Origin of the sequence: Streptomyces sp. NPDC079141, from assembly GCF_040686775.1 — a bacterium.
Lineage (GTDB): Bacteria > Actinomycetota > Actinomycetes > Streptomycetales > Streptomycetaceae > Streptomyces.
In genome coordinates this window covers 94,303-108,162 of sequence record NZ_JBFBLP010000019.1, presented here as the reverse complement: position 1 = coordinate 108,162, position 13,860 = coordinate 94,303, and the positions used below count along the sequence as shown (strand labels likewise).

Annotated in this window: 7 protein-coding genes; 6 read left to right on the top strand and 1 reads right to left on the bottom strand. The window is 72.0% G+C overall.

What is annotated here, in order from left to right; all coding sequences use genetic code 11:
* Nucleotides 1–76: 76 nt before the first annotated feature.
* The 5 genes from AB0Q90_RS35750 (at nucleotide 77) to AB0Q90_RS35730 (ending at nucleotide 11,107) form a co-directional block, all read left to right on the top strand.
* Nucleotides 77–2,935 carry a SpoIIE family protein phosphatase gene (locus tag AB0Q90_RS35750; RefSeq protein WP_363163084.1) on the top strand — a complete coding sequence of 953 codons (2,859 nt, stop codon included), beginning with the start codon at nucleotides 77–79 and terminating at the stop codon, nucleotides 2,933–2,935.
* A gap of 81 nt (nucleotides 2,936–3,016) precedes the next feature.
* Entirely contained in the window at nucleotides 3,017–4,252 is a 1,236-nt protein-coding gene (locus tag AB0Q90_RS35745) for a hypothetical protein (protein ID WP_363163085.1), read from the top strand.
* A complete protein-coding gene (locus AB0Q90_RS35740; RefSeq protein ID WP_363163086.1) occupies nucleotides 4,249–6,246 on the top strand; it encodes a caspase family protein in 1,998 nt (665 codons plus the stop codon). The genes AB0Q90_RS35745 and AB0Q90_RS35740 overlap by 4 nt, the downstream gene beginning before the upstream one ends.
* The gene (locus AB0Q90_RS35735) at nucleotides 6,243–7,277 is read left to right on the top strand and encodes a MoxR family ATPase (RefSeq protein WP_363163087.1); all 1,035 of its coding nucleotides are present in this window, start codon (nucleotides 6,243–6,245) and stop codon (nucleotides 7,275–7,277) included. The genes AB0Q90_RS35740 and AB0Q90_RS35735 overlap by 4 nt, the downstream gene beginning before the upstream one ends.
* Nucleotides 7,274–11,107 (top strand): SAV_2336 N-terminal domain-related protein, encoded by a 3,834-nt coding sequence (locus tag AB0Q90_RS35730; protein WP_363163088.1) that lies wholly within the window; start codon nucleotides 7,274–7,276, stop codon nucleotides 11,105–11,107. Before AB0Q90_RS35735 ends, AB0Q90_RS35730 begins: the two co-directional genes overlap by 4 nt.
* 4 nt (nucleotides 11,108–11,111) lie before the next feature.
* Here AB0Q90_RS35730 and AB0Q90_RS35725 read toward each other — a convergent pair whose 3' ends face one another.
* Complete coding sequence (locus AB0Q90_RS35725) at nucleotides 11,112–12,428, bottom strand: hypothetical protein (protein ID WP_363163089.1); 1,317 nt, start codon at nucleotides 12,426–12,428, stop codon at nucleotides 11,112–11,114.
* Nucleotides 12,429–12,541: 113 nt separating this feature from the next.
* Here AB0Q90_RS35725 and AB0Q90_RS35720 point away from each other — a divergent pair, with 113 nt between their 5' ends.
* On the top strand, nucleotides 12,542–13,774 hold the full coding sequence (locus AB0Q90_RS35720) for a molybdopterin-dependent oxidoreductase (RefSeq protein WP_363163090.1): 1,233 nt from the start codon (nucleotides 12,542–12,544) through the stop codon (nucleotides 13,772–13,774).
* Nucleotides 13,775–13,860 lie beyond the last annotated feature (86 nt).

Below are 13,860 nucleotides of genomic sequence, written 5' to 3'. Positions count from 1 at the left end.
CCGCTTGGAGGCTCATCGGAGGCGTGTCGAACAGCGGCGCGCGACCGGGCCGTCTCCGGCGAGGGAAGTGATCCCGTTGTCCGTCGCCTGGGACGACATCGGCGGACTCGTCGATGCCCACGCACGTTTCGTCGCCGGAGCCCGCGTCGACTCGGACGTCCGGGACTGCGTGCTGGCGTCCTGGCAACGGTGCAGGTCCGCAGGGCTCGAACCGGACCGGCTGCTCCTTCCCTACGACCCCGATCTCACCCTCGACGAGCTGTTCCTGCACGCCGCCGAACCGGTCCTGCGGGACCTGGCCGCCTCGCTCGCCGACCTGGGCACGACGATTGCGCTGTGCGACGACCACGGCCGCATGGTCCAGCGGCTCGGCGGCGGCCGGGAACTGCTCGCCCTCCTGGACGAGGTGAGCTTCGCCCCCGGCTTCGACGCCTCCGAGCGGACCGCGGGCACCAACGGCGTCGGCACCGCGCTGGCCGAACGCGGCCCCGTCCAGGTCATCGGCCGTGAACACTTCGCCGACTGCCTCCAGCCCTTCGCCTGCGCCGGCGCACCCGTCCGGGACCCGCTCAGCGGGCGCATCGAGGCCGTCCTCGACCTCACCTGCCTGCGCGACCACGGCGACCCCGTCATGCTCCGCCTGGTACGGGAGGCCGCCCACGCCATCGAGGCACGGCTGCTGGAGCAGGCCACCCAGCGGGAGCGGGCCCTGCTCGCCGCCTACCGCAGGGCCGCCCACGGCAACGAGCCCGGCGGCGACGCCCTCGGCCGTATCGACCTGGCCCTGCTGCGGGAGAAGGCCGAGGAACTCCTCGCCGCCCCGCACCGCACCCTCGACGAGGTGACCCTGCCCGGCGGCCGCATCGCCACACTGCTGCGCCGCCAGGTCGTGGGCGCGGCCGGGGAAACGGGCGTGGCGGTCGAGGCCCGCATCCTGGGCGGCGGACCACGGCTGCGGCATGTGCGGGGCGCGGAGTCGGGGGAGGCTGCGGTGGGGAGCGTGGCGGGGGTGGCGGTGGTTGTCGAGGGGACGGGTGACGGGGGTCGGCTGGGGACGGCGGTGGCCGAGGAGACCGGTACCGGTGGCGGTCCGGGGACCCTGGTGGTCGACGACACCGGCGACGGCGGCCGGACCACAACTGCTCTGCCCGAGCCGACGCCGACCGAGGAATCCGGCGACGGCCACGGCGACGGCAGGCTCGTGCTGGTGGGCGACCCCGGTGTGGGCAGGCTCGCGCTGCTCGCGCGCCGGCGGCTGGAGCTGCTGCATGAGGCCGGGGCGCGGATCGGGGGCACGCTGGACGTCACCCGAACCGCGGAGGAACTCACCGAGGTGACCGTCCCCCGGTTCGCCGACTTCGCCGCCGTGGACCTGCCCGACGCCGTGCTGCGCGGCGAGGAGCCGGGGACGCTGGGTGCGGACGTACCGCTGCGCCGGGTCGCCATGACCGCCGTACGCGAGGAAGCGCGTCTCCACGGGGTCGGCGACAGCGTCGTCTACGTCCCGTCCACCCCGCAGGCCCGCAGCCTGGAGGCCCGGCGGGCGGTGCTCGAACCGGTGCTGGCGGTGGCGGGCGGCTGGGTCGCCCAGGACCCGGTACGCACCCGGCGGGTGCTCGCGGCAGGCGCGCACTCCCTGATCACCGTGCCGCTGCGGGCGCGCGGCGCCACTCTCGGCGTCGTCAGCTTCTACCGCAACCAGAACCCCGCCCCCTTCGAGGACGACGACCTCTCGCTCGCCCAGGAGCTGGGCAGCCGCGCCGCGATCTGCATCGACAACGCCCGCCGCTACACCCGCGAGCACCAGACCGCGCTCGCCCTCCAGCGCAGCCTGCTGCCCCGCGGCCGGCCCGAGCAGAGCGCCGTCGAGGTCGCCTACCGCTACCTGCCCGCGCAGGCAGGAGTGGGCGGCGACTGGTTCGACGTCATTCCGCTGTCCGGCGCCCGGGTGGCGCTGGTCGTCGGCGACGTCGTCGGCCACGGCCTGCACGCCGCCGCGACCATGGGCCGCCTGCGCACGGCCGTCCACAACTTCTGCTCCCTCGACCTCCCCCCGGAGGACCTGCTCACCCACCTCGACGACCTGGTCGGACGACTCGACCGGGGCGAGGGCTGGGCCGTGGAGAACGGTCCCACCGACGCCGGCATCATCGGCGCCACCTGCCTGTACGCCGTGTACGACCCGGTGTCCCGGCGCTGCACCCTCACCCGCGCCGGGCACCCCCTGCCCGCGGTCGTCGACCCCGACGGCAGGGTGGAGTTCGTCGACCTGCCGTCCGGACCGCCGCTCGGCCTCGGTGGCATGCCCTTCGAGACCGCCGAGTTCGAACTCGACGAGGGCAGCCTGCTGGTCCTGTACACCGACGGCCTGGTCGAGGACCGCCACCGGGACATCGACACCGGCCTGGACAGCCTCCGCGCCGTCCTCTCCCACCCCGACCGGTCCGACCGGTCCGTCGAGGACACCTGCGAGGCGGTCCTCGACGCCCTGCTCCCGGCCCGCCCGGGCGACGACGTGGCGCTGCTCGTCGCCCGCACCCGCGCCCTCGGCCCCGACCGGGTCGCCCAGTGGGACCTGCCCCGCGACCCGGCGGTCGTCTCCCGCTCCCGCGCCGCCGTCACCGACCAGCTGGCCGCCTGGGGCCTGGACGACCTGGCCTTCACCACCGAACTCGTCGCCAGCGAACTGGTCACCAACGCCATCCGCCACGCCACCGGCCCCGTCCAGCTCCGCCTGCTCCGCGACCGCGCCCTGATCTGCGAGGTCTTCGACGGCAGCAGCACCTCACCCCGCCTGCGCCGGGCCCGCACCGAGGACGAGGGCGGCCGCGGCCTCTTCCTCGTCGCCCAGCTCACCGAACGCTGGGGTACCCGCTACACGCCGAGCGGCAAGATCATCTGGACCGAGCAGGCGCTCCCGGCGAACCGGGGCTGAACTGCCCTTCTCCCGGACTCCGTTCGCGGTCGGGCGCTATTGTCCAAGGGCGGGTAGTACGTAGCAGGGGGGCGGCGCGCCATGCGATTTCTCTTCGTCCACGGCACGGGTGTGCGTCGCGAGCGGCACGACGTACTCTTCGGGCGGATCAGCCGGCACCTGAGGGAGCGCTTCCCTGACGCCGCGGTCGACTCCTGCTTCTGGGGCGAGGAGTTCGGGGTGGCGCCGGGTGCGGGCGCCCGGTCCATACCCGGCTCCGATCGCACGCGCGGTATTGGCGACGACGTCTCCGCGACCCCGCCGCCCGACCGTGAAGCGGCCGAGTGGGGACTGCTGTTGACCGACCCGCTGTGCGAACTGCGGGTGCTGGCCCACCTGGAGGGGGAGCAGGGTCCGCGCTTCACCATGCCGGGCGTCCGCTCGGCAGGCGCCGAAGTGCTGGACCGGCTGGCGAAGTTGCCCGAAGTCCCGGACGACGACCGGCTGGGCGCCCTGCTGCACGAAACCCGGCTGCACGACCACTACCCCGGCGCCCTGGAAGCCGTACGCAGCTCCCAGGAGGCAGACCGGGCGGCGGCCCGCGCGACGTCGGAGTCCGCCGCCCCGGAACTGGCCGTCGCCCTCGCCAGAGCCCTGGTCGCCGCCTCCCTCGCCGCGGCGGGCACCGAAGCGGAGTGCACCGGGGACGAACGTGACCGCATGGTCGAGCTGTTCACGGCCCGCCTGGGCGGCGACGCCCGCGCGCCCGGCGGCCGAGCCGTCGCGGCCCTCACCAAGCTCGCCCTGCGCGTGGCGACCCAGCCGTCCCTCATCAACCTCTGGCGCGGTGAAGTCACCGAGGACTCCGCCCCGTTCCTCGGCGACATCCTCCGCTACCAGGCCCGAGGGGAGGCGCTGCGGGAACGGCTGCTCGACAGCATCACCGCGGCGCCGGGCCCGACCGTACTGATCGGCCACAGCCTCGGCGGGGTGGCGCTCTTCGACCTGCTCGCCCTGAGCGCCGTACAGGGCAGGCCGGTTGAGCCCGCGCGCCTACTGGTGACGGTCGGCTCCCAGGCGCCGTACCTGTACGAACTCGGCGCGCTCGGGGGCCTCGCCCCGGGCGAGAGCCTGCCGGAGACCTTCCCGCGCTGGCTGAACATCTACGACCGCCAGGACCTGCTCGCCTTCCTGGCGCGGCCCGTCTTCCCCGACGACCCCCGCGTCACCGACCACGAGGTCAGCAGCCGCCAGCCGTTCATGCCCTGCCACAGCGCCTACTGGAAGCTCGACAGCGTCTACGACCGGATCGCACAGGCCGTCACGGAGCTCGGGTGACCGACACACACGGCCTGCTCCCCGCCACGCTCTGCCCGGAACGGACCTTCGCACTGGTCGTGGGCGTCGAGAAGTACGACGTGGGACACGGGTGGAACCTGCGCGGCCCGGCGCGGGATGCGCTGCGGTTCGCGCGGTGGCTGATCGGGCAGTGCCGGGTGCCGAACGACAATGTGCGTCTGCTGCTGTCACCGCTGTCCGTCGAGACGCTCGACTTCTCCGGTACGGAGCTCAAGGACCGGTGGCAGCAGGCGACCGAGGAGAACGTCAAGAACGCGCTCCTCGCCGAACTCGCCGAGTGCGACGGCGACATGCTGTGGATCTACTGGGCCGGACACGGCTTCGTCGACCGGCGGCGCGACACGCTGCTGCCGTACGCCGACGCCCACGAGGGGCAGATCAGACACCTCAACCTCGACTCGGCGCTGAACTGGTGGCGCACGGACATGGTGAAGCAGCGGCGCTTCCCGCTCCAGGCGGCCCTGCTCGACGCCTGCCGGATGGAGCCCCCGAGCGACGGAACGTGGAACTTCGGCACCGCCGACTACGGTGGCGGCAGCCGGGAACTGGCCCGGCATCAGTTCCAGTTGTATGCGTGCCGCGTCGGCGAGCTGGCGAGGAACGACGGGGAACGCGAGGAGGGGAAGTTCACCGCCGCCCTCCTCGAAGAACTTGCTGGAAGGCAGCTGGCCGAGGCGATCGGTGACCTTCCCGGCATCGGCCGCAGCATCCACCGCCGATTCGAGGAGCTGAAGCGCACCGGCGACGGATGGCAGCTTCCGCAGTTCGTCAAGGACCGTGGATGGGACGACTGTTCGTTTCTCGACGCCGGGTTGCCCCCGCTGCCGAAGGCAAGACAGCTCGATCAACCCGCCTGGGACGGGCTGGGCGAGGCCTTCGGGGACCACCGTCTGCCCCGGCACACCTACGATGCCTATGCGTGGGCGTTCGAGGTCGCGGGCTGCACGACCCCCGTCTACGAAGGCCTGCCCGCCGAGACCCTGATCGACATCGCCCGGGATCTCGACGGACGGCACGGCGGGAAGCCGGACGTTCCGCTGACGCTGCCGTTCGTACGGTTCCTCAGTGAGCGGGCCACGGACGCGGCGTGGGCGAGCGGGCTGAGGGCGTGGGTCGAGGACACTCAGGGCCGACTGGGCGTTCCGCCCCTGCCACCGCCTCCTCCGCCCTCGCGCGACAAAGCGGTCCTGCACCTGCGGCTGGACCCGGCCGCCGAGGAAGAGGGGCTGTACCTGGCCCGCGAATGGCTGCGCCGGAACAACGACACGCGCGCCGTCTGGGAGTCGGACGGACCGCTGCGACTGGACGAGGTGAAGGCCGTGCTCGGCGGCCAACTGCGGCGTACGGACGAGGCGTTCGGGGACGGTCAGCTCCTGGAGATCGGACGCGTCGAGTTCCACGTGCCCTTCGAACTGCTGGAAACCCCGTTCGACGAGTGGGAGGTACCCGGCCGGACGGCCCGCCCGCTGGGCCTCCTGCACCAGGTGGTCGTGCGCTGCCCGGATGAGCGCCGGGACGCCTGGGCGGCCTGGGAGCGCAAGTGGAGATGGGTACATGCCCGGGGAGGAAGACACCGTGAGGCCGTGCGGCCGGTGACGGACACGGAGGTGACGCACACTCTGGGCATCGAACTCCGTACCGGCGACGCACCCGCCTGCGTGGTCTCCTCCGGGGTGCGTACGCAGGACGTACTCGACGCGAGCCTGGAAGGCGGTGTGCCGGTGACCCTGTGGTGGCGCGGAGCCGGGCCCTCGGCGGGCGACCTGGAATGCGTACTCGCACCGAATGCCGAGGGCACACCGACGACGAACGTGCTGACCCTCCCGGACAGGGTCCACGGATTGCGCATCGCCCGTGCCAGGGAGTACGGCGAGAGCAGGATCGCGTTGCTGTGGGACGATCCCGACTGCACGGTGGCCACCCAGTCCCTGCGCAGTGCACCGACGACGAAGGAAGTCAGGGGGCGACAGTGAAGGACTGGTGGCTCTATCACGGAGCCGGGAGCGGCGAAGAGCGGCTCGCCCGGCTGAGGCAGGCCCCCGCACCGCCATGGCGGGACTTCACGGGCGCACCGGACGCGGAATACAGCCGGCCGGGCTGCGAAGGACCGGCCTGGCAACGGACCGTGGACCGCGGCGCGGACTACGTACCCGACGAGCTGGAGAAAGACGTCGTCAACGCCGCGCTGTATCTGCGCCGGCCGTTGCTGATCACGGGCAAGCCCGGTGTCGGCAAGTCGACCCTCGCGCACAGCATCGCGGCGGACCTGGGCCTGGGGCCGGTACTGCACTGGCCGATCACGAGCCGGACGGTGCTGCGCGACGGGTTGTACCTGTACGACGCGATCGCCCGCCTCCAGGAGGCGAACCTGGACCAGATGCTGCGCGGAACCGGTGGCGCCGAGGAGTCGGCCTCCTCGATCGCCCGCTTCCTGCGGCTGGGCCCGCTCGGCACCGCGCTGCTGCCCCAGGAGCAGCCACGGGTCCTGCTGATCGACGAGATCGACAAGAGCGACATCGACCTGCCCGGGGACCTGCTGACCCTCTTCGAGGACGGCGGTTTCGAGATCCCCGAGCTGGCGAGGCTGGCCGCGGAGGAGCGGGCGGTGCGGATCGCGACGGACGACGCGTCCGGCGGTGACGTGGAGATCGTGGGCGGCCGTGTGCAGTGCCGGTACTTCCCCGTGGTGGTCCTGACGAGCAACGGCGAGCGGGAGTTTCCGCCGGCCTTCCTGCGCCGCTGCGTACGGCTCCATCTGGACGCGCCGGGCGCCGAGAAGCTGGCCCAGATCGTGCGCAAGCGGCTCGGCGTCGATGTGGCGGGGTCGAGCGAGTACCAGCAGCTGCTCCAGGACTTCCTCGACCGCAGGGCGGACGGGGACCTGGCGACGGACCAGCTCCTCAACGCCATTCAGCTGCGGCTGAGCAGGGTCTGGGGGGCCGAGGAGGACCGGGACCGGTTCCTCGGCACGGTGATGCGGCACCTGACGGGGCCGTCGGCGTGATCGAGGGGCTGCTCGCCGCGTTCGCCGAGGGCGGCCCGGAGGTGGGCGCCGAGGAGATCGCGGACATCCTGTGGCTGGCCGCGCGCGTGGATGCCGCGGCCGCGCCGGCCGGGGATGCCGAGCCGCCCGAGCCCGACCTGCCCTCGGCGGGCCACGAGCCGTCCGAACCGGCGCCCGCTCGCAGCGAACCGGAAGCGCAGCTCTTCCCGGCGGGCGGAGGCGGAGCGGGTCACGAGGGGGAGCGGACCGAGGGGCAGTGGGGCGTTCCCCTGCGCGTACCGCGCGCCGCCACCCTGCACAATCCCCTGGCCCTGATGCGCACCCTGCGGCCCATCGGCCGGCGTGCCATCGGCGGGGACGGCGACCTGCTGGACGAACAGGCCACGGTGGAGCGGAGCGTGGAGCAGCGGCTGCTGTCGCCGGTGCTGCTGCCGTCGGAGACCAGCTGGCTGGATCTGGCGGTCGTGGTCGACGCGCATCACTCGATGCTGCTGTGGGCGGACCTGGTCGACGAACTGTGCCGGTTGATGACGCGCAGCGGGGTCTTCCGGGACGTGCGGACCTGGTATCTGTCGGGGACGGAGGCCGGCGGCGCGCCGATGGTCTCGCACCGGCGCGGGGGTGCTCCGCGCAGTCCGGCGGAGATCGCGGACCCGTCGGGCCACCGGCTGATCCTCGTGGTCACGGACACGGTGGCGGAGGGCTGGCGCGGCGGAAAGCTCCACGACGTGCTTGGTCACTGGAGCGGGCACAACTCGGTTGCCGTGCTGAACGTTCTCCCCGAACGGCTGTGGACCCGCGCCGCTGTCAGCCCGGTTTCGCTGCGCCTGCGCGCGGATCGGCCCGCGACACCGACGCGCTCCTGGCACCGCGAGGCCGCGGCGCCCCGGTCACGTCGACGCGCTCGGGACGAGGTGGCGGGGCGGCTGCCGACCGTGGTGCCGATGATCTCGGCGTCGCCCAGGGGTTTGCTGCGTCTGGCCCGGCTCACGGCGGGGGACGGGGGATGGCACCGGCTGGCCTGTCTGAGGCTGGATCCGACGGGGGAGACGAAGGCGGCAGGACGTGCCGAGGCTGCCGTACCGGGCGGCTTGGCAGCGGTCGAACAATTCCGGTCCGGTGCGTCGCCGACCGCGCAACAACTGGCCGCCTATCTGGCGGCAGTTCCGCTGACCTTGCCGGTCATGACGCTCGTACGGCGTTCTCTGCTGCCCGACTCGGAGCACGGGCATCTGGCCGAGGTGGCGCTCGGAGGGCTGTTCGAGCCGTGGAGTGCGGATGCGGTGCCCGACGAGCTGACGTTCGACTTTCTGCCCGGTGTGCGTGACGTGTTGCTGGGGTCGCAGCGACGGAGCGATGTGGCGACCGTGCGGGAGACGGTCCGGGAGAGCGTGTGGGAGTACCTGGCCCGGAACCGGGGCGCCGTACGGGAGTTCAGCGCCACTCAGGTGGTGCGGGGCGGGGACGGGCGGCGTCGGGTCGGGGAGGGGCAGGAGGCGTTCGCGGAGCGGCGGGGGATTGCGGGGGCGGATCGGGGTGGTCTGTACGGTCGTCTGGTCACTGTCACCACCGAGGGTCCGGACGGGGCCACTGGGGCTGGGTTGTTGCTGACACCGCGACTGGTGCTGACCGCTGTGTGGGCACCGACCGCTGTGGTGGCACACCGTGACGGACGGGCGGCTGCTGCGCAAGCGGTCTGGAGGGGGTCGCTGACTGCGGCGTTGCTTCTTGCCGAACAAGATCTGCTCGACGCGCAGACGTGGGAGCGGCTCACCCCCACTCGGCTCCGATGGAGGGACACGCCTCAGGGCGAGCTGCTCTCCGTATGCATTGATGCCTTCTCCGAAGTCGGTGATCCGGTCGAGTTGGGCGGGGTGACGCGCGCCAAGCGGCACCTCCTGGATGTCGAGTTCACCGAGCCGCACCCCACCACGGGCTGGCCGCAGCTCCGTGGTGCGCCGATCTCCCACAACGGCGCTCTCGTGGGGGTGGTCGCCATACAGGAAGCTCGGGGCCAAGAGCCGGTGGCTGTGCCCGCGCGCGAACTCCTCGCTGAAGTGGGGTTCCGCGCGGTACTCGACCAGTACATGGAGCCGCCCTACACACTTGAACAGACCGACGAGGGACTGGGGCAGCCCACTGGCCTTCCTCTGTACCTTGCCGTGGATATCGAACCGTGGGCAGGCGGCTCGCGCGTTGAATCCGCTGACTGGGAGCGTGAGGCCGCAGCGGTCGTGGCCGGCCTGCTGGGCGGGGCTTTCACGACCTGGGGTGTCCGGCCCGATGTGATGGCGGTGCTGGACTCTCCCGTCGCCATGCGTGACCTGGGACGGTTCCTCACCGAAGTGGGGCCGGCCGTGGCCGCGGCCCTTCCCGACGCCCCGCTCAGGATCGGCGTCGTGGTCACGTCGGGCCAGTTCGAGAACGGCCCGAACGGCCCGGTGGGAGAGGCGGTGGACAGGGCCGACCTGTTGAGGGCCGAGTACCTGAGCAGCTTGCGTAGGGAGCGAGGCCAGTTGCTCGTGGTGTCGTCCGAAGTGCTTCGGCAGATCGCCGATCAGCACGGCGCGCAGTGGGCAGACATGTTCGGCGCGCTCGGTGACGCCGAGCCCCGCGGCTTCTACTACGCGGGCGATGTCGAGTCCCTCGGACGGGAGCTAAGGCTGGGGAATCGCCACTGGACGCGGTGCGGGATCTTGGTCGGCGAGTCGTACCTGGGGTGCAACGGGCGGTCACTGCCGGCATTCGGGAGGTGTCTTGCGCATCTGTCGCGCGGGGAGCTGGCGTACTTCTTGGACACGCTGGGCCCCGGGGCCTCGGTCGACTTCTCCGGTACGACCTTCAGCCGGGAACTGCTGGAGCAGCTCCGCGCCGCGCTGCGAGATCCGGAAGACGGCCACCTGCGTCTGGGGCACGCGGTCTTTGATCGGGCCGTGTTTTCCGGCGGATGCAATTTCGGGCGCGCCGAGTTCACAGACGAGGCAAGCTTTCATGGAGCTCGGTTCCTGGGTGATGCGCCGTTCTACGGGGCCGCATTCCGGCGTGAAGCTTCTTTCGAATCCGCGTCGTTCGCTGGAACGGCCGACTTCGAGAGTTGTCGCTTCCACGAAGCCGTCTCGTACGATCACAGTTCCTTTGCCGACGAGGCGAAATGGCGGAGTGCACGGTTCGACGGCCCATGTTCCTTCAGAAGCGTCTCGTTCGAGGGCCCGGTGAGCTTTGAGGGCGTGCGGTTCGAGCGCGAGGTTGCCTTCGACCACTCCACAAGCGCCGGACCCCCGTATTTCGATGGAAGCCGCTTTCAGCAACCGATAAGCCTTGAGGGCGCAACGGGCTTCACCGTCCGGCAGCCCGACCTGCGTGAACTGGTCACCGAGGCCCGAGCCGTCATCTTCGACATCGACGTCCTCCACTGGGCCCAGACGCCGACGCCCTACGCCGACACCCTCCTCGACACCTGGACGGACCGCAGGACGCGATTGGCCGTCATCACGGACTATCCCGCGCTGGTGACCCGGCGCTACCTCGCCGGCCGAGGTCTGGCCGGCGTGTCGAGGAGCCACGTCTATGGTCGCGATCCGGATCGCCCCGCGCACGAATTGGCCACCGATTCCATTCGCCGTGCCGTGGGCGACCTGGGCGTACCTGCTCAGGACACCCTCATGATCAGCTCCCGCCCGGCCGACGTCACGGCGAGTCGGGAGGCGGGCATCTCCTTCCTGGGCTACGCGCGCGACGAGGAGCAGGTCGAGCAGCTGCACGCCGCCGGGGCACCGGTCGTAGTCACTTCGCTTGAGCCACTGCTCGCGCTGCTGCGGGACCTCGGGTGACCTCTCACCACCCCGTCAGCAGCACATGGTTGACCAGCAGCGCCAACCCTGCCTGCGCCGCCAACCACCCCCGCACCCCCGTCAGGAACGCACACGCCGGGAGCAGCCACACCGCGAACGGCAGCCAGATCCGTTCCGTCTCCGCCTTGCTCATCCCGGAGAGGTCGGCGACGAGCAGCGCGAGCAGGGCGGCGCACACGAGTACCGCGAGCCGGACGTCCGCCCCGCTCTCCCGGCGGATCAGTGCCACCCCGGTGCGCCGCAGCCCCGCCACCGTCGCGAGGCCCACCACGAACACCGTGCAGGCGAGGTTCGCCCACACCCAGTAGCCGTACGGGCGAACGCCGCCCGCGCCCTGGTAGTAGCGGGTGACCAGCAGCCGGTAGGCCTCCCACCAGTCGAAGCCGAGGGCGGTGAACACGACCGGGACGACCAGGAATCCGGCCAGCACGAAGGGGAGGGGGCGGATGCGCCGGGAGCCCAGGATCAGCACCGCCGCCGCGAGCACCGCGAACAGTGTCAGGCCGTACGACAGGTACATCGTCAGGCCGAACAGCAGGCCCGCCGCCAGGCCCGTCCACGCCGGGCGGTGGCCCGTCATCGCCAGGGCCAGGAAGGCGATCGCCCACGCGGTGACGGCCGCGAAGTAGCCGTCGGCGGAGGTGCCGACCCACACCGCGCCGGGGGCGAGGACGAGGAAGGGGGCGGCACGGCGGGCCAGGCGCTCGTCGGCGAGGAGGCGTACGGCGATCAGGACGGCCGCCGCCGCGGTCGTACCCACCGTGATGACGAAGGCGCCCGCCCAGCCGCCCCCGCCGAGGCCGATCCGGTCGAGGAGGACGAAGGTGACCGTGGCGCCCGGCGGGTGGCCGGCGACATGGGCGGGCCAGTTGTCCGGGGCGTCGATCAGGATGTGCCGGGTGAAGTCCCGCAGGGCCGCCGGGATGTCGTCGAAGCGGTCGATGACCCGCAGGTACTCGTTCTTGGTCGTGAGCTGTTCGGCGATGCCCCGGTGCCAGCCGTCGACCAGGGCGAGGGACCACGTCCAGGCCAGGCCCGCCGCCCACACGGTCCAGAGCAGCGCGCGCCAGCGCAGGCGGGCGGCGAGGGCGGGGCCGTAGGCGACGACCGCGACCGCGACGGCCAGCGCGGCCGGGGTGCCCGGGCCGACGTGCGGCTCCCAGGTTGCGAGCAGCGGTGGCCACCTGACGCGCAGAGTGCCGTCCCGGTTCTCGATCGCCGTGCCCACCACTACGGCGGTCACGACGAGCACGGTGGCGGCCGCGGCCGCGTACAGGTCACGGAGGAGGTCGCGGTTCACGCCGAAACCGTAGGGCGCCGCGGCTGGCCCGGACGGCTGACAGGCGGCGACGTCAGAGATTCGTCATGGTTCGCGCACCCTTTCCGAGGGCTCCGCGGGCCTACCGTCGGGGCATGAAACGGTCTCCGATCCCGTCTCCCTCCTCGCCCGGCTTCTGGCGCAGCCCGCTGCGCGGCCCCTGGTTCACCTCCGTGCTCGGCGTGGCGCTGCTCGGCGGGATCACGGTGCTGTTCGTGACGGGACTGGTGTCGTACGCCGCCTACAACCCGAACCTGTCGCCGGTGAACGACAAGACCCCGGACAAGGGCATCCTCGGCTTCTACCTCTTCTCCTGGCCGACCGATCCGCACTGGCTGTACCGGCTCAACCAGGGCGTCCACGTCACCCTCGGGATCACGCTCATTCCGGTGCTGCTGGCCAAGTTGTGGTCGGTCGTGCCGCGGCTGTTCGCCCTGCCGCCGGCCCGCTCGCTCGCCCACGCGGCGGAGCGGATCTCGCTGCTGCTCCTGGTCGGCGGCGCGCTGTTCGAGTTCGTGACGGGCGTGCTGAACGTGCAGCTGGACTACGTCTTCCCCGGCTCCTTCTACCCGCTGCACTTCTACGGGGCGTGGGTGTTCTTCGCCGCGTTCGTCGCGCACGCCGTGCTGAAGATGCCCGTGGCGCTGCGCAATCTGCGGCAGTTGAGGGAGGAGAAGAACGACCTCGTCGCCCCGGAGCCCGCCGAGCCGACGGTCTCCCGGCGCGGTGCGCTCTGGTTCGTCGGCGGTGGCTCGCTGCTGCTGTTCGCCACCACGGTCGGGCAGAACTTCGACGGGTGGCTGCGCCGCACCGCGGTCCTCGCCCCGCACGGCGGCGCCGAGCCGGCGAGCGGGCCCGGTGGGTTCCAGATCAACAAGACGGCCGCGCACGTGGGGATCGACGCGGCCGAGACGAGCGAGGACGTCTGGCGGCTGACCGTCACCGGCCGCACCGGCACCGTACGGCTGACCCGCGCGGACCTCCTCCAACTCCCGCTGCACAGCGCCGCGTTGCCCATCGCCTGCGTCGAGGGCTGGTCGACCTCCGACCAGTGGTGGCGCGGGGTACGGCTGCGGGACCTCGCCGCCCTCGTCGGGTACGACGATCCGACCGACGTTTTCGTGGAGTCGCTGCAACGGCGCGGCGCCTTCCGCCGGGCCGCCCTGCGCGCCAACCAGGTCGCCGACCCGCGCTCCCTGCTCGCCCTGTTCGTCAACGGCGAGGACCTGACCCCCGACCACGGCCACCCGGCCCGGGTCATCGTGCCCGCGGCGCCCGGTGTGCTCAACACCAAGTGGGTGGCCCGGATGACGTTCGGAGACCTGTGATGCGCCGACCCCGCCTTGTCGTCGGCAGCCCGCTCCAACTCCTGCTGCTCGCCTGCTCGTTCGCGCTCGCCGGATATGCGGGGGTG

Excerpts from the sequence above, each read along its gene's own strand:
- AB0Q90_RS35745 (WP_363163085.1), top strand. The coding sequence starts at position 3,017 with ATGCGATTTCTCTTCGTCCACGGCACGGGTGTGCGTCGCGAGCGGCAC.
- AB0Q90_RS35720 (WP_363163090.1), top strand. The coding sequence starts at position 12,542 with ATGAAACGGTCTCCGATCCCGTCTCCCTCCTCGCCCGGCTTCTGGCGC.